The sequence below is a fragment of the Occultella kanbiaonis genome, from assembly GCF_009708215.1.
Classification (GTDB): domain Bacteria; phylum Actinomycetota; class Actinomycetes; order Actinomycetales; family Beutenbergiaceae; genus Occultella; species Occultella kanbiaonis.
This window is the reverse complement of record NZ_CP046175.1, coordinates 2,394,710-2,416,186: the sequence shown is the minus strand read 5'-3', so window position 1 is coordinate 2,416,186 and position 21,477 is coordinate 2,394,710. Positions and strand designations below refer to the sequence as shown.

Here is a 21,477-nt window from a genome sequence, read left to right as displayed (position 1 = left end):
GGTGCGAGGACCCCGCGGTGCCCAAGGGGCGACGACCGGCCCGCACCCGTCAGTGACCCGCGTCGCGCCAGCTCTTCCCGGTGCCGACGGAGACGTCCAGCGGCACCGCCAGGTCCGCGGCAGCGCCCATCTGCTCGCGCAGCACCGCCTCCGCCGCCTCGGCCTCACCGGGTGCGACCTCGACCACGAGCTCGTCGTGCACCTGGAGCAGCAGGCGGGACGTCAGCCCCTGCTCGCGCAGGGCCCGCTCCACCCCGATCATCGCGACCTTGATGATGTCCGCCGCGCTGCCCTGGATGGGCGCGTTCAGTGCCATCCGCTCGGCCATCTCCCGACGCTGCCGGTTGTCCGAGGTGAGGTCCGGCAGGTACCGCCGGCGGCCGAGGATGGTCTCGGTGTAGCCGGTGGTGCGGGCCTGCGCGACCACGGAGGCGAGATAGTCGCGGACGCCGCCGAAGCGCTCGAAGTAGCCGTCCATGAGGGTGCGGGCCTCGGACGTCTCGATCTTCAACTGCTTGGACAGCCCGAACGCGGACAGGCCGTAGGCGAGCCCGTAGGACATCGCCTTGATCTTCGAGCGCATCGCGGCGGTGACCTCCTCCGGCTCCACCTCGAACACCCGCGACCCGACGAACGAGTGCAGGTCCTCCCCCGACCGGAACGCCTCGATCAGACCGGCGTCCCCGGACAGGTGCGCCATGATGCGCATCTCGATCTGGGAGTAGTCGGCCGTGAGCAGGTTCTCGTAGCCGGAACCGACGACGAACGCGGCTCGGATCCGGGTCCCCTCCTCGGTGCGGATCGGGATGTTCTGGAGGTTCGGGTCCGCCGACGACAACCGGCCGGTGGCCGCGATCGTCTGGGAGTAGGTGGTGTGGATCCGCCCGTCCGGGGCCACGGTGCGCAGGAGCCCCTCGACCGTCTGCCGGAGCCGGATCTGGTCCCGGTGGATGAGCAGGTGCTCCAGGAACGGGTGCTCGGTCTTGGCGTACAGGTCCGCGAGGGCGTCGGCGTCCGTCGTGTACCCGGTCTTGGTCTTGCGGGTCTTCGGCATCCCGAGCTCGTCGAAGAGGACCTCCTGGAGCTGCTTCGGGGAGGACAGGTTCACCTCGCGGCCGATCACCTCGTAGGCCTTGGTCGCGGCAGCGGTGACCGCGTCGCCGAACTGGCTCTCGAGCTCGTTGAGGTAGTCGACGTCCGCGGCGATGCCGGCCTTCTCCATCTCGGCGAGGACCGCGGCCACCGGCAGCTCGAGATCGGTGAGCAGCTCGGCCGCACCCCGGTCCGCGAGGTCGGTGCGCAAGGCGGCGGCCAGATCGAGGACGGCGGCGGCCCGGACGGCGCCGATCTCATCCTCGGCGGGACCCTCCAGGACGAGCATCTGCTGACCGGAGTCGTCCTCGCCGGCGCGCAGTTCCCGGTGCAGGTACCGCACGGACAGGTCCGCGAGCGTGAAGCTGCGCTGGTCCGGGTGGCACAGGTAGGCGCCGATGGCGGTGTCGAAGGTGATGCCGTCGAGAACGAGGCCGCGCCCGTCCAGGCTGTGCCACGCTGCCTTGGCCTCGTGCACCACCTTGGGTGCGGCCGGGTCCGCGAGCCACGCCGCGAGCGCCGTCTCGTCCTCGACCGAGATGTCGGCGAGATCGATCGTGAGGGCGGTGCCGCCGTCGGCCGCCAGCGCCAGACCCCACGCGTCCCCGCTGCCCTGAGCCGCGGAGCCGCGCACATCCAGGCCCACCTCGGCACCGGCGCGGGCTTCCAGCCAGGCGGGCAGGCCACCCGGCGCGAGCGCGGTGACGTCCAGGTCGAAACCCTCGGACGCCTCGGTCTCGGCGTCCTGCGGGGTCATCTCGAACAGCCGGTCCCGCAGCACCCGGAACTCCAGCGCGTCGAAGACCTGATGCACCTTCTCACGCTCGAACGGGCGGCGGGCCAGGTCATCGACGCCGAGCGGCAGCTCCATGTCCCGGAGCAGATGGTTCAGCTGCCGGTTCAGGATCACCTGGTCCAGATGGGCGCGTAGGTTCTCCCCCGCCTTGCCGCTGATCGCTGGGGCGTTCGCGATGATGCCCTCGAGCCCGCCGTGGGTGTTGATCCACTTCGCCGCCGTCTTCGGGCCGACGCCGGGGATCCCGGGCAGGTTGTCGCTCGTCTCCCCCACGAGTGCGGCCAGGTCCGAGTACTCCGCGGGCGTCACGCCGTACTTCTCGGTGACCGCTTCCGGGGTCATCCGGACCAGGTCGGAGACCCCCTTGCGCGGGTAGAGCACCGTGACCGACTCCCCGACGAGCTGGTAGGTGTCCCGGTCCCCCGAACAGATGAGCACGTCCAGTCCGGCGGCGCTGGCCTGGGTAGCGAGGGTGGCGAGGATGTCGTCCGCCTCGAAGCCCTCCTTGCCGAGGGTCGGCACCGCGAGCGCGGCCATGACCTCCTCGATCAGCGGGATCTGCCCGCGGAACTCCTGCGGGGTCTCGCTCCGGGTGCCCTTGTACTCTGCGTAGGTCTCCTTGCGGAACGTCTGACTCGAGACGTCGAACGCGACGGCGACGTGCGTCGGCTCCTCGTCGCGGAGCAGGTTGATCATCATCGAGGTGAACCCGTAGACGGCGTTCGTGGCCTGCCCCGTGGAGGTGGAGAAGTTCTCCACGGGCAGGGCGAAGAAGGCGCGGTACGCCATCGAGTGCCCGTCGATCAGCAGGAGCTTGGGTCGCACGTTCTCACTCACAGGTGCCACCCTATGCGTCATGACTGACATCGCGGACCTGGCCGACCTGACCCGGGGCACGCTCATCGAGAAGCTCGGTATCGAGATGCTCGAGATCAGCGCGGAGCGGGCCGTCGGCCGGATGCCGGTGGCCGGGAACACCCAGCCGGTCGGCCTCCTGCACGGCGGCGCGACCGCGGCGCTCGCCGAGACCCTCGGCTCCTTCGCGGCGGTCGCGCACGCGGGACCCGGGCGCTACGCCGTCGGGCTGGAGCTGAACGCCACCCACCACCGCGCCGCGCGGGAGGGCTGGGTGACCGGGACGGCGACGGCCATCCACCTGGGCCGCTCGACGGCGACCTACGAGATCGCGGTGGCGGACGAGTCCGGTCGGCGGGTCTGCACGTCCCGGTTGACCTGCATGCTGCTGGACGCCCCGTCCTGATCCGCCTGATCGGCCCGGTCGGTCCGCTCCGCGCGGTCGGCCAGGTCCACCAGGCTGAGCCCCCGGGGCGGGGTCTCGGGCAGCCCACGGGACCGCCGACGGCGGGCGATCAGCTCGTCGATGCCACGGACCCGCTTGTCACGGCCGCCGGCTGGCTGCTCCAGGCGGCGGAGCAGGGCGGCGGTCTCGGCGATCCGACGGGAACCTGCCGGGACGAACCCGAGCCCGGAGAGGAAGCGCTGTTCGCTGCGGGCACCGGTGAGCGGCATGGTCACGACGCGCTCGCCGGCGCAGCGGGCGGCGACCACCGCGATCTGGTGCATCAGCGCCCGACCCACGCCCCGCCGTCGGTGCTCGTTGTCGACGTAGAGCGCCTCGATGTGCAGGTAGGCGATGTCCGAGAACAGGTTCACGTCGATCTGCTGGACGAGGGCCAGCCCGACGATCGTCTCGTCCACCTCTGCGATGATCAGGCTGGAGTTCTCCATCCCGAACCAGGCCCGCAGGAGTTCGTTGAGGGCCCCGGAGTCGGGGTTGATCAGTTGGACGCCGAGCGGTGAGTCGGCCCGCGCGGCCCGGAGGACGGGGAGGACGGCCTCGAGGTCCTCGGCGTGTGCCACCCGTGCGGTCACACCACCCATCCGAACCAACCGTCTCACCACCGTTCATCGTCCGTTCCAGCGAGGTCGGCCCCCACCATACGCCCGATGGGGCCACGGGCAGAAGTCCCGATATGCATTCGAACGAATGAAACCCGGACCAGGATTGAAACGCCACAAGAACGGCCGACGACCGTGACCGCGGGTGCGGTCACTGCGGTCGTCGGCCGTTGCGTGCGTCAGTCCTTGGCCGCGCCGACCTGCGCGATGACGGCGTCGGCGACCTCACGCATGGTGAGACGCCGGTCCATCGAGGTCTTCTGGATCCACCGGAACGACTCCGGCTCGGACAGGCCCATCTTCGTCATCAGCAGGCCCTTGGCCCGGTCCACCCGCTTGCGGGTCTCGAAGCGGTCGGTCAGGTCAGCGACCTCGGACTCCAGGGCCGCGATCTCCTGGTGCCGCGAGAGGGCGATCTCCAGGGCAGGCAGCAGGTCGTTCGGGGTGAACGGCTTGACGACGTACGCCATGGCGCCGGCGTCCCGGGCGCGCTCCACGAGTTCGGTCTGCGAGAAGGCGGTCAGCAGCACGACCGGGGCGATCCGTGCCTTCGTGATGCGCTCGGCCGCGGAGATGCCGTCGAGGATGGGCATCTTCACGTCCATCACCACGATGTCCGGTTCGAGCTCGGTGGCCAGCCGCACGGCGGTCTCCCCGTCACCGGCCTCGCCGACCACCTCGTACCCGGCCTCGTTGAGCGTCTCGACCACGTCGAGGCGGATCAGAGCCTCGTCCTCGGCCACGACCACGCGTCGGGTCCGCCCCGCCTTGGGCTTCGGCGCCGGCTCGGCCGCAGGGGCCGTGTCGAGGTCGAGGAGATCTGCGTCGTTCGACGACTTCTTGCCCGGCTTCCCGCCGGTGGTCTCATCCGTGCTCACGATCGCCTAGCCTAATGCCTGTGCCAGAATGGCACGACAGCGATCGCAGTGACGCGGCGCACTGGCCCCGATAGCCCAACCGGCAGAGGCGTTCGGCTCAAACCCGATCCAGTGTGGGTTCGAATCCCACTCGGGGCACCAGCAGCGAGGTACAACCAGACCCACCAGTCGGCATCTCTCGGCCTGATCAGTGGGCCCTGAGTAACCCTCGCAGGCTAACTCCAAGTGGCTACATCTGGCCCCTGCTTCGCCAAGGGTATGACAACGCATGCCCGCTGCTGCGTCGACGGGTTCGCACCCAGCAGCACCCGCATCTCGGCGTGGATCCTCGTCAACATCACCGCGAGCATGTCCTGTGCCGCGGCACGCAGCTCCGCCCCCACACGCATCAGGGTGACCCGGTACGGGACCCGGCCCTTTGCCTCGATCGACCGACACCCAGGTCGGTGGATCACGGCTACGGGACTGAGTGCAGCGAGACTTGCAGAAGGTTGCGTCCGGTGATGGTGAAGAGGTCGGTCCCGTCCGCGGCCACCATGGGAAAGCTGGTCGGGTCGGCAGCCAGTTCATCCACCAGTGTCTCGGCGCTCAACGTGGTCGGGTCGATCCTCCAGAGACGTTGGTGATCAACGGCGTAGAGCACATCGTCAGAGACCGTGAGATCCACTCGGGCCGTGCCGATCTCGGCGGTTCGGAGCAGCTCGCCGCTGCGGGTGTCGATCCTGAACAGCAGGCCATCATTCGTTGTGCCGTAGAGCGCGTCGCGCAGGACGACCAGCGACGGGATCGACGTCGCCGCACTGTCGGGCACCGTGGTGCCGACTCGGGTCCGGGTCCCCAGGTCGAAGATCGCCACGGTTGCCGGACCGTACGAACTGTCGGGCGGAGCACTCCCGACGTACGCGAGGCCGCGCCGTTCATGGGCGGCGACCGAGACCAACGCGTGGTTCTCGACCAGGTTGCGGTAGACATCGAGCTTCCGGGTGCGCAGGTCCAGCGTCGACAGCGCTCCACCCAGCTGGCCGTAGCCAGGGCTGGTCGGGACGAGGAGAAGCTGGCTCCGGCGATGGTAGGTGATGTCGCCGGGGCGGTTCTGGTCGTGTCCGATCGACGCGATCGTGTTCAGGGCACCCGTGGTCGGGTTGTAGGCCACGATCGTCGCCGAGGGATACATCGCGAGATAGAGCGTGTTCCGCACTGCCTGCATCGCCTTGACCTCACCACCGAGGCGGACTCGATCTGTGGCAGCCGGCGCCCTCCGGTGGTGGATCTGGAAGCCACCGTGCCCTCCGACATAGACGTTGTCGGCGTGGACGGCGATCGACTGTGGCAGATCGGGTGCGGAAGGCATCCCGGCCGCCTGGAGATCGGCCATGGACATGGTCCCCGTGCTGCGGTCGTAGGTCCACATGGTCGCCGAGTTGGTGAAGACGGCGACCGTGGTGGCGCGAATGCTGACCGCGGTGATGAAGTCCCCGCCGGCCGTGGCACCGACAGCTTCTGCGACCCCTGTGGTGAGGTCGAGGTGCCAGAGAGAATCACCGGCGCCGTAGTAGACATCGTCGTCCTGCGCTGCCATCTTGCCGATGGTGATGCCCGAGTCGGGGTGCACGATCCGATAGTCGCCCGGATCCGCCTTCGAGATGATCGCGATCACACCGGAGCCATGGGTGCCGCCGATCACGTGGCTGTCGGTCTGAGTCAGTTGATAGATGAAGGCTTCACCGCTGAGCTCCGGCGGTGTGATGTCGGTCCGCGTGCCGGTCCCGCGGTCATAGGCCACCAGGGTGGCCTGCGCCCCCACCCCCGCATAGACGGTGGTGTCGTCGGCGATGATGCTGCGCACGTATTTCTGCCCAGCGACGGCGACGCCCCTGTCGATAAGGGTGTTGTCGGCGGGCCGGTACTCCCAGACCTTCCCGTCCGGGTAGGTGCCCAGGAAGATGGTGCCATCCGAGGTGCGCGTCATATCCCAGATGTACGTCGCTCCTGCCGGGCCGGCCAGCTTGTCGAGCCGGTGCGTGGTCGTGTCGAAGGCGTACAGGTCGGCGACGGTGTGCGTACCGACGTAGATCCGCTCGGCGTCCACGAGACTTGCCCATGCTCCTCCGCCGGAAGGGATCTCCACCAGGTCGACGATCTGGTCCGCGGCGGGAGTGAACACGCCGAGTCGCACGGGCTGCAACAAGTGCGAAACGATGTAGGGACGATCGCCGACGAAACCTCCCGAGAGGGTCGTGCAGGCCAACGTGGCGGGTCCGAGGTCAACGGTCTCTACCGGCTCTTGCGCGCCGGCGCTCGAGCTCGAGGTCCACGCCATCCCCGTGCCCGCCCCGGCGGCCAGCACGGTCATGCGCAACATGGTCCGACGATCCATCTCGTCTCCTAATTTTAGACCCAACATAATCAACCATTGAGGCGACTGTAATTGGATCTGGCTGATCGTAGGTGCGGTGCCGATGGGCGTCAAGGATGCGCGTTGACTCATGAAGACCTCCGCGTGGATCCAGACGTTGCCTCAGTTGAACCTCTGAGAACGTCCGCATGTCGGTGTGGCGTCGCGTGGTGGGTGGAGTGCTCTACGCCAACTGGATGGGTCTGACGGTGGGCCAGCGCAAGGCTGCGACGAGGCGAAGGCCTCGAGGAGCCCCTTCGAGGTCGAGCGCGGCGGTGAAAGCGAGTTCGACCTGGGTGGAGACAAGACCTCGCCCGAGAAGCGCCCGGTACATCAGTCGACTGGTACAACCAAACGGTGGCTTCACGGCTCCCTTGGCATGACGAGCCCAGCGGAGTTCGAAAGCCACTACGCGACCCTCACCCGGGAGTCGCAACCCAGATTGCGGCGGCAGAGAACCTGGCGCGCTTCACCCCGAGCCATGTTGGTGCCGGTGGTGGCATCTTCTGGCTTGTTCGCAGGGCTCTCGGCGTCGGCGATCCCTCGTCTCGATGCACCGATCTCAGTTCGTCGCGAGGTGCTCCAGCCTCTTGCCCGGCGAGTAGATGTCCAGGATGTTCCAATGTCCGGTGGTGGGCGTGGGCACGTTGACCATCGACACGTCGATCACGACCGGCTCGTCCAGGGCGATGGCCCGTTCGAGCGCGGGTTTGAACTCCGACGCCGACGTGACCCTGATTCCTTCGACGCCGTAGGCGCGAGCGATCGCCGCGTAGTCGGTGTACATCGGATCCTCGACGTCCCCGAAGACCGTCCCGTATGTCGTGCCGAACGCCGCCTTCTCGAGACCTGCGATGGTGCCGAACGCGTTGTTGTTCATGACGACCCAAACCACGGGAATGCGCTCTTCCCGGGCGGTCGAGAGTACGGACGGGTTCTGCCCGAAGCCGCCGTCCCCCACGAGCGACACGACGACGCGATCGCGTCCGGCCAACTTCGCTCCGACCGCTGCGGACGCGCCGAAGCCCATCGTCGCGAAGCCCCCGGGGGTGAGGAACGTGCCCGGCGTCAGGACGTCGAACTGCTGGCCGACGCCGTTCTTGTTCCATCCCACATCGGTGGTGATGATCGCGTCGGCGGGGAGCACTTCCCTCGTCTCGGAGAGGATCCGCTCGGGGCGCATGGGCCAGTCGTCGGATGCCTGCGCCGCAGCGTTGCGATCCTTCAGTGCTTGACGGTTCGCCGCGATCTGCGCGCGCAGGGCGGCGCGGGAAACGCCGGCCGGCGCGAGCCGACGCGCGACCCTCACCAACACCATGAGCGCGGCCTTGAGGTCGGCGAGCGCGCCGATCTCGAGGGGGTAGTTGCGGCCCAGTTCGGCGGGATCGATGTCGATCTGCATGAGTTTGGTGGCGGGGATGTCGAATGTGTACTCCGGGTACCACGAGCTCGAGTCTGCCTCGGCGAAGCGAGTGCCGAGGGCGAGGATCCAGTCGGCGGTGCGCGTCGTGGAGTTGACGAGAGCCGTTCCCCAGAATCCCGTCATACCCAGAACCAGCGGGTTGTCATCCGGTAACGCGCCCTTGCCCATGAGGCTGTGGGCAACGGGAAGCGAGAGCAGTTCGGCGAACTCGGCGAGTTCCGCCGCGGCGTCGGCGCCGACGATCCCGCCGCCGACGTACAGGACCGGGCGTTCCGCGGCGAGGAGGTTGCCCACGATCTGTTCGGCCACCGCTTCGTCGAGGCTCGGCTTCGCGAGCGACCGGGTGTTGGCGATCACCTTGTCGAACGAGGCGACATCGACCTCGGCGGAGAACACGTCCATCGGCACGTCGACGAGCACCGGCCCGGGCCGGCCGCTCTCGGCGAGGGTGAACGCCTTGTCGAGCACCTCGGCCACGAGGTGCGCGCGGTCGAGCCGCCAGGCCCTCTTCACGAACGGTCGGTAGATCTCGTACTGGGCGCCGTCGGCGTGGAGGTTGATCTCCTGGTGCGGATGCTTGCCGTAGTAGTGACTCGGTACGTCGCCGGCTATCACGACCATCGGGATCGAGTCGAGTGCGGCGTTCGCCACACCGGTCGCGGCATTCGTCATCCCTGGTCCGAGGTGGGTCAGCACCACCGACGCCCGCTTGGTCACCCGGGCGTAGCCGTCGGCGGCGTGCGACGCGATCTGCTCGTGACGCACGTTGACGAAGGAGATGCTGGCACTCTTCTCGATGGCGGCGAGCAGCGCGATGTTCGTGTGCCCGCAGAGTCCGAAGATGTGCTCGACCTGGCGCGCCCGGAGATATCGGACGATCTGGTTGGAGACGAGGTCCTTCATAGCGGGCTCCTTCTGGCGTCGCGATCGCGAGGGACCGGTCGCCGCGCCGGCCCGGTGTAGGTGTAGCGGACCGACTTCGGCGTGGGGCCCTTGATGCGTCCACCCTGCGCCAACTGCTCGGCGGCATGGGCGAGGATGCCGATCGAGCGCGCGAGGACGAACACCCCGCGTCCGAGCTCGGGTCTGAGCCCGAGCTCGCAGTACACGACCGCCGTCGCCCCGTCGATGTTCATCGGGACGCGTGCCGCCTTGCCCGTGCTGAGCGCAACTTCGACGGCACGGCCGATGGCGGCGAACCGGCCGTCCACGACACCCGCTGCGGCGCCGGAGTCGACGAGCGCCAGCAGACGGGGTGTCCTCGGGTCGAGCGGGTGAAGTCGGTGACCAAATCCTGGCACGTAGTTCAGCCCCGCCTCGCGACGCCGCTGGAGGACCAGCCCGACGGCGGTGTCGAGTCCGCCGGAGCGGTCGCGTTCGCCATCGATCTCGAGGTACAGCTCCATGCACTGCTGGCCGGCACCGCCGTGCACGTCGTCGAGGACGTTGATGGCCGACGCCATCGCCGCGTTGATCGGCGACCCGCACGTCACCGCCATCCGTCCGATCGCGATCGAGGGGGCTTGGGGTCCGTGGTCGACGGACGCCACCATGGCCGCCTCCAGCAGCGCGGCCTCCGCTCGTGTCGGCAGCTCGCCACGCAGCATGAGCCAGATCGTCTCGACGAGACTCGCGTCACCGATCAGTTCCTGGATCGGGTAGCCGCGCAGGGCGATCTCTCCTGGTCGGACGTCGATGATTCCGGTGCTCCACCACCGCCGAACCTCGGCGACGAGTTCCTCGGGCGAGTGCTCGGTCATGGGACCGCGCCCGCCGTCTCGAGCTCCGCATCGTAGAAGTCCCCGAAGAGTTCGGCGTCGGTGGGGCGATCCTCAGCGATCGTGCGTGAGACCCACGTCGTGTTGAGGTAGTGGCGGAGCGAGACGTTCTCGGAGGTGATGTTGCCGCCCCAGGTACCGCATCCCATGGAGGACGTCATCGGCATCCCGTTGGTGAAAGAGCCCGCGTTCGCCTTCGAGTTGGGCTGGCGCACCATGATGCGCGAGACGGGCATGTGTCGCGCGAAGTAGTCGATGTGGGCGTCATCGGTTGACGCGATGCCGCAGGAGTGGCCCTTTCCTCCGATCTCGTACAGGTGCTTGGCGAGTTCTACACCGTCCTCGAAGTCGCCCTCGTAGGCGTGGACCGTCATCAGGGTCGTCAGTTTCTCCTTGCAGAACTGGTGATCCTCGCCGATGCCGTCCCCCTCGACGACGACGAAGCGTCGGTCGGCGTCGATCTCGAAGTCCGCCGCGCGCGCGAGCGCCTGCGGGGCTATCGCGACCGTGCCTGGGAGTCGCTGCCCGTCCTCGTCCCACATCGCGCGCTGCAGGGCGGCACGTTCATCCGCGGAGGCGAGATACCCACCCACGTTCTCAAGCTCGTCGAGCATCTCGCGATAGCGGGCCGCGGGCACGAGCACATTGCCGTCGGCCGAGCAGCCCGAGCCGAAATCCGAGGTCTTGGACAGCATGCAGTTGCGAGCGGTCTCCTGAAGGTCTGCGGTCTCGTCCACGAACTCGGTCGCGTTACCGGCTCCCACCCCGTAGGCCGGGGTGCCGGACCTGTACGCCGCACGCACGAGGCCCTGCCCACCGGTCGCGATGACGAGATCGGAGCGCCTCATGACCTCCTGAGACGCTGCGAGGCTCGGACGGGTGATGCACTGAAGGATGTCGGGCGGGGCACCCTCGGCCTCCAGTGCTTCGCGCATCAGCCGAACCGTCTCGAACGTCGTCTCGCGTGAGCGTGGGTGAGGAGAGAACACGACGACGTTGCGAGCCTTGACCGCATAGATCGCATTGCCCGCCGGCGTGAGGTCGGGGTTGGTGGTGGGTACCACGCAGCCGATGATGCCGACCGGCTTTCCATACTTCACGAGGCCTCGCGCGGCATCGGTCTCGATGACTCCCACAGACGGGCTTCGAAGTGCATCCCGGAGGACGCCGCGGATCTTCATCCGCTTGTTCATCCGGCTGTCGTGGTCGCCGAGCCCGGACTCCTCGATGCCCATCCGGACGAGCCGCTCGAACGAGGCGCGGTTGGCCACAGCCCAGGCGATGGCCTGGATCAGGCGGTCGACGCGTTCCTGGTCATAGATCTCGATCACCTCGAGCGCGGCCTGCGCGCGGGCGAATACGTCGCCGAGCTCGCTCTGTTGCTCAGGCGACAATGGCCGGGATGGTGCGGTGGTTGCCATGACTTCTCCGTCTTCAGGCTGGTCCGACGGCGGCATGCAAACACAGGCCCGACCGAGCCGACAAACGGTGTCTCACTGGGCAGAACCACCCGATCGGCGCGACACGTCGGTGCGCCACCGCGATGCCGGTGTCCCATTGCGCGAGACTCGGCTTTGCGCAGGCATGGCACACGATCGAGAGTCTCACCGACGGTCGCCCGTGTGCGCCCGAGAGCGGCATGACCCCAACGGAGAGGTTGGCTATGGCTTCTGACTTGCCGGCGGCGACGACGTGAGCAAGCGCACGCCGGATGGAGACCGGATCCCGAAACCCGACGACACGCCGGACCCCGACATCGCGGCGTCAAACTACGGCCTCGCGCCGGCCGCCGGTGAGGACGTGCCGCGCGAACCCCTCCTGCTGCGCATCTGGTCAGGCGTGGAGCTCACGATCGGAGTGATCCTGTTCGCCCTCATCGTCATCGGGGTGATGTACCAGGTGATCGGCCGGTACTTCCCTGAGATCGGATGGGTGGGTGCGGGTGAGCTCGCGCTGCTGTCGATGATCGCCATGACCTTCATGACGACCGGCTACCTGGTCGGGCGCAATGGCCACATCGTGATCGAGGTCTTCGACCAGGTCCTCGCGGGATCCCGCGCGTTCAGCGTGCTCCGGGTCGTCTCGGCCCTCATCATGGTCGCCACCTGCCTGGCGCTCGCCTACGAGGCGTTCGTCAAGATCGAGATCGAGTGGGCTCGCGCGAGTGCCGCGATGCGCGTGCCCATCGGAACCCTCTACGTCTTCGCGTTCATGGGATTCCTCTCCGCCGCGATCCACTCGGCGTGGAAGATCCCATACGCCAATCGTCCGGAGCGCAAGCTCGACATCTCCGAGATGGAGGGCTAGGGACGGTGGATCTCTGGCTCTACATCCTGCTGCTCGTCGTCCTGCTGCTGCTCCGGGTGCCCGTCGCGTTCGCAATGATCGCCCCCAGCATGGCGTATTTCTACAGCCACAACCTGTCGCCGGGATACGCGATCACGTCGGTCCTGAACGGCATCAACAGTTTCCCCCTGCTCGCGGTCCCGCTCTTCGTGTTCGTCGGAACGATCGCGAACCACCTGGGGATCGCCACCAGGCTGTACGACTTCGCGAAAGCACTGCTTCCGCGATTGCCCGGCAATCTCGCGTACGTGAACCTGGGCACGGCGATCGGGTTCTCGTGGATCAGCGGGTCAGCGCTCGCCGACGCTGCTTCGACGAGCAAGGTGCAGATACCGCAGATGCTCAAGCAGGGGTACCCCTACGGCTTCTCGGCCGGCCTCACCGCCTCGGGCTCGCTCATGAGCACGGTGATGCCACCCAGCATCCCCGCGGTCATCTTCGCGGCGACTGCCGCCGTCTCGACCGGGGCGCTCTTCGCGGGGTCGATCCTCCCGGCAGGACTGATGGCGGTCGGGTTGGCCGTCTACGTCGCAGTCTGGGTCAAGATGCACCCTGGCATCGCGGTGAAGCGGCCCTTCGACGGCGGGACGCTTCGTCACACCTCGGTGCGCGTGCTGGGCCCACTTCTACTCCCCGTGATCATCCTGGGCGGCATCTTCAGCGGGTGGTTCACTCCCACGGAGAGCGCCGGCATCGCGTCGGTCTACATGCTCGCGCTCGGCGTGGTCTACCGGACGCTCACGCTACGGCGCTTCTGGCTGGCCGCAAAGGACACTGTCATCGTCTCGGGCGGCATCCTGCTGATCCTGGGAGCCTCCAACCTCATGGGTCAGGTGCTGGCGCGCGAGCAGGTGTCGCGCGCCCTCGGAAACTGGCTGGCGAGCCTCACCGACAACCCGGTCGTCTTCCTCCTGCTGCTGAACGTCGTCCTGATCCTCCTCGGCATCTTCCTGGAGGCACCGCCCGTCATCCTCGTCCTCGTCCCGATCCTCATGCCGATCATCGGCGAGTTCGGCATCGACCCGATCCACCTCGGCGTCATCATGATCCTCAATCTCATGATCGGGTCCCTGACACCACCCGTGGGCGCGGTGCTCTTCGTTGTCGGGTCGATCACCAGACGGCCCATGGCCGAACTGTTCCGCGGCATCCTCCCCTTCCTCATTCCCCTCGGCGTGGTTCTCCTGCTGCTAACCCTGTTCCCGGAGATCGTCACCATCGTGCCGACCCTGCTCGGCCTCACCTAGGACCCGGCACAAGTCGCAGAGGCTGTTCCACTCGTCGGGACATCCGTTTGAGAAGGTAAGGATTTCCGCCAGAGTCGGTACGACCACACGACCGCCTCGTTGGGAGGCGATCAACCGGCATTCGAAGTCCTGCACTTGCACGAAGGCGTGCAACAGACAAGAGGAGAGTCAGATGAGCACAGCCCGCTCGAGGCGCCGGGGCCTGGTCGCCGCGTCGGTGCTCGCAACCGCCACCCTCGTCGCCGCCTGCTCCGGCGGCGGCGCGGGCCCCGAGGAGACGTCGGACGAGGGGGACGCGGCCGGTTCGGAGAACAATCCGGTCACGCTCAGTGTCGCGACTTCTCAGAACGAGCAAACCCCCAACTACTACTGCGGCGTCGAGCTGCTCAAGGAACGCCTGGAAACAGCTGACGTCGGGTTCACGATCGAGCTGTACCCCTCCAGTCAGCTCGGCCCTGATGCCGACCGGTTCCCGCAGGTGCAGGCCGGCGACATCGACATCGACCTGCAGGGAGCGTCGGCACTCAGCTCGACGTTCGAGCCGATCGGGGTCGTCGACGCGTCCTACGCCTTCAACGACGTCGAACACGCGTTCCAGTGGATCGACGAGAGTTCCGAGGGCCTCTTCACAAACTTCCACGAGGCGACCGGCGTGACGATCGTCGACGGCTGGTTCTTCGGCAGCCGCACCTTCTCGACGGCGGACATCGAGATCACCAGCCCGGATGACCTGGCGGGTGTGCCGATCCGTTTCCCGAACTCGCCGCAGTTCCTCGCCAATGCCGAGGCTCTCGGAGTCACCAACCCTGTCTCCGTGGCCGTCGAAGAGCTCTACACCGCCCTCCAGCAGGGCATCGCCGTCGGTCAGGAGAACCCGATCGTGGCGACGCAGTCCTCGAGCTACTTCGAGGTACTCAACACGGCGAGCCTGAACAACCATCAGGTGGGCATCCACTGGATCCTGGTCAGCGACGCCACCTACGAGAAGCTGAGCGAGGAGCAGGCCGCCATGCTCGACGAGACCATTCGGGAGATCCGTCCGGAGAACCGCACGTGCGTCGAAGAGGCGACAGAGGAGATCCTGGACGAACTGAGGTCGGACCCGGCGTTCACCGTCGTCGAGACGGAGGACATCGACATTGATGCCTTCATCAGCCAATCCGAGGAGTTCTTCGAGAGTTACTTCACCGGCGAGAGCCTGGAGGCCTACCAGGCGATTCGCGAGTCCGCAGGCTGACCGGTCGGAGAGCGGGTGGGTGCGGGATGGCCCACCCGCTTCGTCTCCTCCAGTGAGCGATCCTCACGCGCATCGACCCGACGGCCGAGGGTGATCGCCGCGGAGCGAACGGCGGCAGCGACGCGCTCCTCAGCGATCACCGGCGGCGGCCCGGTCACGGAGATCGCCGCCTTCGGCACCGTGCCCAGCGAGAGGATCGCGCCCGCGACGCAGGCGCGGCCGGCGTCGCACTCCTCGCGCTCGAACGCCACGCCGTTGCGCCGTACCTCACCGAGCTCACGAACGAGCGCTGCCGGGTCGCATATCGTATTCGGCGTGCGTCGTGGCAACGCGCCTTCGAGCAGGTAGGGCGCGGTCCGATCTGACGGCGAGAAGGCCAGTAGTGCCTTGCCGAGCGCGGTCGCGTGCGCTGGGAGACGGCTGCCCACCACCGCGCACGAGGCGTCGTCGGTCCTGCCGCGGACCACAGAGAGCAGGACGACGTCACGGTCGTCGAGTACCGCGAGGTGCACGGTGTGACCGGTGACGTTGCGCAACTCTGTCATGACGGGATGAGCCAGGGCGCGAAGGCGCCGCGGGCGCTCGACCGTCTGACCCAGTTCGAAGAGCCGAACTCCGAGAAGGAGCACGTCGCCCTCGCGGTCGAGCAGTCGTTGGCCGACGAGGTCCGCAGCGATCCGTGAGACCGTCGACTTCGGCAGGTTGGCACGTCGCGCCAGCTCCGTGACTCCCATGCCTTCCGTCTCGCCGAACGCCTCGAACACGGTCGTGATCCGGTCGAGGACACTGATGGACTCCGTCCAGCCTGCTGTGCGCATGGCCGTCATGCCGCCGCGAGACGGCGGGTGACAGCAGTCCCGGCGCTGCGGATCAACGGGGCGAGGTGGCCGGCGTCCATCGAACCGCTTGGAGCGGCGATCGACAGCGCACCGACGACGTTCCGGTCGGCCCCGAGAACAGGACTCGCGACCGCGAGGATGCCGGGATACGAGATCTCCCTGTCCACGGCGACGACCTCCTCCCGCACCTGGTCAAGCTCATCGAGGAACGCGTGCGCAGCAGAGGAGATGAGCGGCGCACTCACGCGCCTGACCACCGCTTGATCGGCGCAGAACGCGAGATACGCCTTGCCGCTCGCCGTCGTGAGTGCGGGTGATCGCATACCGGCACAGGTGGGGAGCATCGGCAGGCGCCCGACGACCACGGCGATCGAGACCATGTCCGTGCCCTGCTGCACCCAGAGCCCGATTCTCTCCCCGGTGGCGTCGTGCAGGGCGCGGATGACGGGTGCCGCAGCCGCCAGCAGACGCCTGGGCAGGATCGCGCGCGCGCCGAGCTCGAACAGCCGCAACCCGAGGGTCACCCCGCCGTCGTCGCGTTGCAGATAGCGCCGGTCGACCATCTCGGCGACCAACCGGGAGACGGTGGACTTCGGGATCCCGGTCCGCCCGGCGAGCTCCGTGATAGAGATCGGACCTCCGCTCTCCTTGACCCCGTCGAGGATCGCAACGACCCGACCGAGCACGGACACCGGCGCGACCGGGGCGGTAGCCGACGTGTTCCATTCGGCGAGACTCTTCATCGAGCGCCTTCCTTCAAGAGGGTTGAATCGCCATAGATCGCCCTACACTGTTAAACGTACTAGTTAGTACGTTTAGAGGCAACGGTGCTCCGAGGGTCGGGGTCACCGCCGTACCAGGTCTAAGAAGGGGTGCCATGCGCACGTTGACACAGGCGACGGCAGCGCGCAGGCATGACCTGGCGCCCGCATGAGATATCTCGTCGGCCTCATCGGCTCCGGCATCACCGAGTCCCTCACTCCCCCGATGCACGAGGCCGAGGCATCGGCGCTGGCTCTCGACTACGAGTACCGCATCCTCGACCTGGCCCGGCTCGGACGAGCGCCGGACGACGTGGGCTCGCTCCTGATCCAGGCGAGGCAAGAGGGCTTCTCAGCCATGAACATCACGCATCCGTGCAAGCAGCGCGTGGTCGACGTCGTGGATGAGCTCGAGGAGGACGCCGACCACCTGCGGGCAGCGAACCTGGTCGTCTTCGTCGGCTCGCGCACGGTCGCGTTCAACACCGATTGGATGGGCTACCGCGATGCGCTCATCATCGGTCTACCGGGTGCCTCGTTCGAACGCGTCGTCCAGGTCGGCTGCGGTGGCGCGGGCGCAGCGACCGCCTACGCGCTGCTGTCACACGGCACCGCCACGCTCGAGCTCTGCGACGTCGACGAGGCGCGGCGCGAGGACCTCGCGGCCCGAATGCGCACGCGTTTCCCGACCCAGGTCGTCCGGACCTGGCCGCCCGGGGAGATCTCCGCCGCGATCGCACGAGCGTCCGGCGTCGTCCACGCGACACCGACTGGGATGCGTCACCACCCGGGAGTCGCCTTCGATGTGGGCCTCCTGCAGCCCCACGCCTGGGTGTCGGACGTCGTGTATCGGCCACTGCAGACGGAACTCCTCCGGCAGGCTGCTGAACGCGGTCATCGCGTCCTCGACGGCGGCCTGATGGCGGTCGGGCAGGCCTACGCTAGTCTCCGGATCATCACCGGCGCGCAGCCCGATCGGGACCGTATGGAGCGGCACTTCCGAATTCTGACCAGCGCTGAGGACCGGGCCCGCGGCCGGAGGAGGCCTTGATGGAGGAAGGTTCGGCCCACGTCGCCGACGTCCGCCCGGGCCAGCGGCGGGCTGCCCGCACCCAGGCGGACATCCTCGAGATCGCGACGGACGAGTTCGCCGCGAACGGCTACGCCGGCGCGCGGGTCGACGTCATCGCCGCCCGCACGCGGACCACAAAGCGGATGATCTACTACTACTTCGGCTCCAAGGAAGGCCTGTACCTCACCGTCCTCGAGCGGGTCTACGCACAGATCCGACGGGTGGAGCGCGGGATCGACATCGAGGAGCTCTCGCCGGACGAGGCACTGCGCCGGCTCGCCGAGGCCACCTACGACCATCACACGACGCACGAGGCGTTCATCAAGCTCGTCAGCATCGAGAACATCCACCGCGCCGAACACCTGCGGCAGTCGGAGACGATCATGCGCGAGAACGTCACGGCGATCACACTGCTCGAGCAGGTCATCGAGCGCGGAGTGCGGGTGGGCCTGTTCCGCGACGACATCGATGCCGTCGACGTGCACATGATGATCAGTGCGTACGCGTGCTTCCACGTGGCGAACCGGCACACCTTCGCCGCGATCTTCGAACGCGACCTGCTCGCGCCGGGGTTACAGGACTCGCACCGCCAGCTCATCGGCGACATGGTCGTCGCGACCATGACGCAGGGGCGCTCGGCGGAGCCCGCCTGACCGGCGGTCGACAAGACGCCGACGACGGCCGGCGCGGCACCTCAGGCCGTCATCGCCGCGGCCGCGTCGAGGTGGCGGCGCGCGGCGTCGATCGCCCGTCGTGCGTGCTCCTTGGCCCCGACCTGCGCCACCAGCATCGCGCGCGGGATCTCGAGCGCGTACGGGATGCCGACGGGCAGAGCCGCGAGGATGCCGTGCATGTCGATGCCTCCCTCCCCCGGGAAGAGCCGCTCGAATCGCGCCGTGTGGATGAGCTCGGCAGTCGTGGCGGGGATCTCGGCCGGGGCATCGCACACGTGGACGAAGCGGAACCACTCCCGCGGGAGCTCACGCAACTCGTCCACGCTCGAACGAGATCTGGCGAAGTGGAGGAGATCGATGAGCATTCCGGCGTTGGGTTGATCCGCTGATCGCAGCACCCTGCTGGCCTCGGTCAGGTTCGGTGTCTCGGTCCATGAGGGGAACTCGAGGTCGATGGTGAGGCCGAGCGGGGCTGCGAGCTGGCACAGCTCGGCGAACCGGGCCGCCTTGCGCGAGAAGTCCGCGTCGGGTAGCTGGGTGATGACGTGACGCGCTCCGAGTTCCGCACCCGCCTCGAGGAAACGCAGGTAGTCGCGGGGGCTGTCACCGGAGGTCATCCGTGCGAGCTCGATGTCGAGCACCTCGATGCCGGTCGCGGCGAGGTGCGTCTTCGTCGCGCGCATGAGTGCCGGATCGTACGGCAGCGGGTAGTAGGGCTCCTGCGCGGTGACCTTCGTCATCCGAAGTCCCACATAGCGATAGCCGGCGGCAGCGGCAGCGTCCACCAGCTCCGGGGGCGACAGGCTGAGCGCGGTGAGATGTGCGAGCGAGTATCGATGAAAGTGGTCGGCCTCAGCAACGGTTGGCGCGCTCGCGAGCATGCGCAGCCGCTGACGGCGGTGCGCTGCCATTCGCAACGGGATGCTGTGCGGATCGCCGTAGCCGTCGTATCCCTCGACCCTCTGGACCACCTCGAAGATCACGCGCGAGCCGAGCATCTCCGTGAAGAAGTGCAGGTACTCGCCGCGGGAGTCGCGATCGTAGACGACCGAGTTCTCACGCAGCGCCGTCAACACCTCGGCTGGGAGCGGCATCCGGGCGTCGAGGTCGTCGTAGTAGTTGCGTGGGATCTCGAGGATCCTCGCACCCCGCTCACGGAGGACCTTTGCGCACCGGATCGCGTCCTCCGTGGCGAAGGCGATGACCTGGGGACTCGAGACGCCGGGGGCCCAGTCACCGCGTCGCAGCGCGGTTGTATTCAGGGTCACGCGGACGTTGCGCCCGGGGTCGCTCGCAGACCAGCCACGGATCAGCCCGAAGGGCGCCGTGACCTCCGTCGCCTCTCCCGGAACGAGTCCCAGTACCGACCGGAAGAACAGAGTCGATTGGTCGAAGTCGTCAACCGACTCGGTGATCGACACGTGATCTATCCCGGTGAGCAACGGCGACGGCTCCGCAGTTCTCTCGGTCGGGTCGAAGTCGTCACGCCACGAGTTCCCGGTTCCGGGAGCACAGAAGAACAGCGCGGTGCCATCGGGCACGGCGACACCGCTCAGGGTGGCCTCGTCAGGAGCTCGCCGCCTGGCCAGCTCCGGTGCGAGCATCCGCTCGGCACGTCGCATCGAGGCATCCGGATCGGCACTCTCGACCGCCAGCGCAGAGATCGAGGCTGTCGCCGGAGTGATGGACCGCTCCGGCGCCAGGTTGAGCAGAACCCGAGCTCCGCCCTGCTCCCACAGCTCCACAGGCTTGGAGCGATGCCGACCGACCTGGGCGAACCCCAGTGAGGCCAGTGCACGCGAGACCAGAGGGGACGACACATCGTCCAGAGCGAGTTCCGCGAACGCGAAGCCCCCCAGCTCGGGCACCGCCGGTAGGTCCTCCGTGCCGAACCGCTCAGGAATGCCGAACGAGGCTCGCGAGTCCAGTGCCTCGGCGAACGCGAACAGCGAGCGCATCGCGTCGGTCGCGGCATGCCGTGGGTCCTCCTGCTGATAGACGTCGTTGAAGACCTCGAGCGCGATCGATCCCCCATAGCCCTTGACGAGCAGCCGGTCGACGAAGCCCGCGACGTCCAGTGCGCCCTGGCCGGGGAACATCCGGTAGTGCAGGCTCCACTCGCGGACGTCCAGGTTCGGTCTGAAGGCGTCGGCGAGCTGGACGTGCGAGACCAGGTCGACGGGGATCCGCTCCACGGCCGAGGAATCGTTCTCCGGCGATAGCAGGTGGAAGCTGTCGAGGCACAGCCCGAGCGCAGGATGGTCGGCCTTGCGGACCACACGGAGGGCGTCCTCATGTGTGCGCAGCCGCCCCCAGGGCACCGCCTCGTACGCGAGGCGGACTCCGTGCGCCTCCGCCCGTTCCGCCAGCGAACGCAGCTGATCGGCCGCCAGATCGTCGTCATCGATACCGTCGGCGGTCCTCGTCGCGCAGCACACCATCACCCGAACGCCGAGCTCAGACAGGAGTTCGAGCTTGCTCTCGGCCCGGCGAAGAGTGGCGTGGAACGCAGTGGGCGAGATCGCCTCGACATGGAACGGCTGATACGCCTCGATGGACAAGCCCATGCCCGCCGCCTCCTCGGCGAGCCGGCGCGGCGACCACGACGACATGACCAGGTCGTACTCGATCAACTCGACACGGGTGAACCCCGCTGCCGCTGCCGCTGCCAACTTGTCCTCGAGAGCGCCGGCGAGGCACACGGTCGAGATGGCGATGCTGTGCGGACCGGGCGGGCTGTTCACGAGCGGACCTTCTTCGCGACGATTGGTCAAGCCATCGGCCGCATGCTAGGTCGGGCCGCGACCGCTTCGTCGGATCGGTTCCACCCACCGGGACGGCAGACAGACTGTCTCGGCTGCTCGCCGGCGTGCACAGGTAGTTGACAGACAGCCATTCGCTCGCCGGGTAGCTTGATTCCGGCTCGAGCGCGTGTCGCCGCGAAGATCCAGGATCGCAGACGGTCGAGGCACCACGGTGGCTCAACCCTCGTCCACCGCGGACGGGAGGACCGCACGGG

Annotated in this window: 16 protein-coding genes and 1 tRNA gene; 7 read left to right on the top strand and 10 right to left on the bottom strand. The window is 67.7% G+C overall.

Annotation, left to right across the window (positions count from 1 at the left end; genetic code table 11):
• Positions 1 to 49 precede the first annotated feature (49 nt).
• Positions 50 to 2,746: a DNA polymerase I gene (gene polA / locus GKS42_RS11165; RefSeq protein ID WP_154793884.1), complete on the bottom strand. Its 2,697-nt coding sequence runs from the start codon at positions 2,744 to 2,746 to the stop codon at positions 50 to 52.
• Here polA and GKS42_RS11160 point away from each other — a divergent pair.
• The gene (locus GKS42_RS11160; protein ID WP_154793883.1) at positions 2,745 to 3,149 is read left to right on the top strand and encodes a PaaI family thioesterase; all 405 of its coding nucleotides are present in this window, start codon (positions 2,745 to 2,747) and stop codon (positions 3,147 to 3,149) included. The two genes, polA and GKS42_RS11160, sit on opposite strands and share 2 nt — an antisense overlap.
• Here GKS42_RS11160 and GKS42_RS11155 read toward each other — a convergent pair.
• Both GKS42_RS11155 and GKS42_RS11150 read right to left on the bottom strand, forming a co-directional pair.
• Positions 3,065 to 3,781, bottom strand: a complete 717-nt coding sequence (locus GKS42_RS11155) for a GNAT family N-acetyltransferase (protein ID WP_168217808.1) — start codon at positions 3,779 to 3,781, stop codon at positions 3,065 to 3,067. The genes GKS42_RS11160 and GKS42_RS11155 overlap by 85 nt on opposite strands.
• Before the next feature lie 206 nt (positions 3,782 to 3,987).
• Positions 3,988 to 4,686, bottom strand: coding sequence for an ANTAR domain-containing response regulator (locus tag GKS42_RS11150; RefSeq protein WP_154793881.1), 699 nt, complete (start codon positions 4,684 to 4,686; stop codon positions 3,988 to 3,990).
• Positions 4,687 to 4,750: 64 nt separating this feature from the next.
• Here GKS42_RS11150 and GKS42_RS11145 point away from each other — a divergent pair.
• Positions 4,751 to 4,827, top strand: a tRNA-Leu gene (locus GKS42_RS11145).
• Positions 4,828 to 5,143: 316 nt separating this feature from the next.
• On the opposite strand, the gene GKS42_RS11140 is transcribed toward GKS42_RS11145, so the two are convergent.
• The 4 genes from GKS42_RS11140 to GKS42_RS11125 form a co-directional block, all read right to left on the bottom strand.
• The gene (locus tag GKS42_RS11140; RefSeq protein WP_154793880.1) at positions 5,144 to 7,039 is read right to left on the bottom strand and encodes a ligand-binding sensor domain-containing protein; all 1,896 of its coding nucleotides are present in this window, start codon (positions 7,037 to 7,039) and stop codon (positions 5,144 to 5,146) included.
• Between the two features lie 604 nt (positions 7,040 to 7,643).
• Positions 7,644 to 9,407 (bottom strand): thiamine pyrophosphate-binding protein, encoded by a 1,764-nt coding sequence (locus GKS42_RS11135; protein ID WP_154793879.1) that lies wholly within the window; start codon positions 9,405 to 9,407, stop codon positions 7,644 to 7,646.
• Positions 9,404 to 10,264 carry a citryl-CoA lyase gene (locus GKS42_RS11130; protein ID WP_154793878.1) on the bottom strand — a complete coding sequence of 287 codons (861 nt, stop codon included), beginning with the start codon at positions 10,262 to 10,264 and terminating at the stop codon, positions 9,404 to 9,406. The genes GKS42_RS11135 and GKS42_RS11130 overlap by 4 nt, the downstream gene beginning before the upstream one ends.
• Positions 10,261 to 11,739 (bottom strand): aldehyde dehydrogenase family protein, encoded by a 1,479-nt coding sequence (locus GKS42_RS11125; RefSeq protein WP_210769358.1) that lies wholly within the window; start codon positions 11,737 to 11,739, stop codon positions 10,261 to 10,263. The genes GKS42_RS11130 and GKS42_RS11125 overlap by 4 nt, the downstream gene beginning before the upstream one ends.
• Before the next feature lie 235 nt (positions 11,740 to 11,974).
• Here GKS42_RS11125 and GKS42_RS11120 point away from each other — a divergent pair, with 235 nt between their 5' ends.
• The 3 genes from GKS42_RS11120 to dctP all read left to right on the top strand — a co-directional run bounded on the left by GKS42_RS11120 (position 11,975) and on the right by dctP (position 15,112).
• A complete protein-coding gene (locus tag GKS42_RS11120) occupies positions 11,975 to 12,589 on the top strand; it encodes a TRAP transporter small permease (RefSeq protein ID WP_154793877.1) in 615 nt (204 codons plus the stop codon).
• A gap of 5 nt (positions 12,590 to 12,594) precedes the next feature.
• Positions 12,595 to 13,875 (top strand): TRAP transporter large permease, encoded by a 1,281-nt coding sequence (locus tag GKS42_RS11115; RefSeq protein ID WP_154793876.1) that lies wholly within the window; start codon positions 12,595 to 12,597, stop codon positions 13,873 to 13,875.
• Positions 13,876 to 14,047: 172 nt separating this feature from the next.
• A complete protein-coding gene (dctP, locus tag GKS42_RS11110; protein WP_154793875.1) occupies positions 14,048 to 15,112 on the top strand; it encodes a TRAP transporter substrate-binding protein DctP in 1,065 nt (354 codons plus the stop codon).
• Here dctP and GKS42_RS11105 read toward each other — a convergent pair.
• Positions 15,082 to 15,930, bottom strand: coding sequence for an IclR family transcriptional regulator (locus tag GKS42_RS11105; protein ID WP_168217807.1), 849 nt, complete (start codon positions 15,928 to 15,930; stop codon positions 15,082 to 15,084). The two genes, dctP and GKS42_RS11105, sit on opposite strands and share 31 nt — an antisense overlap.
• Before the next feature lie 5 nt (positions 15,931 to 15,935).
• The gene (locus tag GKS42_RS11100; RefSeq protein WP_154793873.1) at positions 15,936 to 16,694 is read right to left on the bottom strand and encodes an IclR family transcriptional regulator; all 759 of its coding nucleotides are present in this window, start codon (positions 16,692 to 16,694) and stop codon (positions 15,936 to 15,938) included.
• 187 nt (positions 16,695 to 16,881) lie between these two features.
• On the opposite strand from GKS42_RS11100, the gene GKS42_RS11095 reads away from it, so the two are divergent.
• Both GKS42_RS11095 and GKS42_RS11090 read left to right on the top strand, forming a co-directional pair.
• Positions 16,882 to 17,763, top strand: coding sequence for a shikimate dehydrogenase (locus tag GKS42_RS11095; RefSeq protein ID WP_154793872.1), 882 nt, complete (start codon positions 16,882 to 16,884; stop codon positions 17,761 to 17,763).
• Positions 17,763 to 18,437 (top strand): TetR/AcrR family transcriptional regulator, encoded by a 675-nt coding sequence (locus tag GKS42_RS11090; protein ID WP_154793871.1) that lies wholly within the window; start codon positions 17,763 to 17,765, stop codon positions 18,435 to 18,437. The genes GKS42_RS11095 and GKS42_RS11090 overlap by 1 nt, the downstream gene beginning before the upstream one ends.
• Positions 18,438 to 18,478: 41 nt before the next feature.
• Here the strand turns inward: GKS42_RS11090 and GKS42_RS26220 are convergent, their stop codons facing one another.
• A complete protein-coding gene (locus GKS42_RS26220; RefSeq protein ID WP_210769357.1) occupies positions 18,479 to 21,202 on the bottom strand; it encodes a TIM barrel protein in 2,724 nt (907 codons plus the stop codon).
• Positions 21,203 to 21,477: the final 275 nt, after the last annotated feature.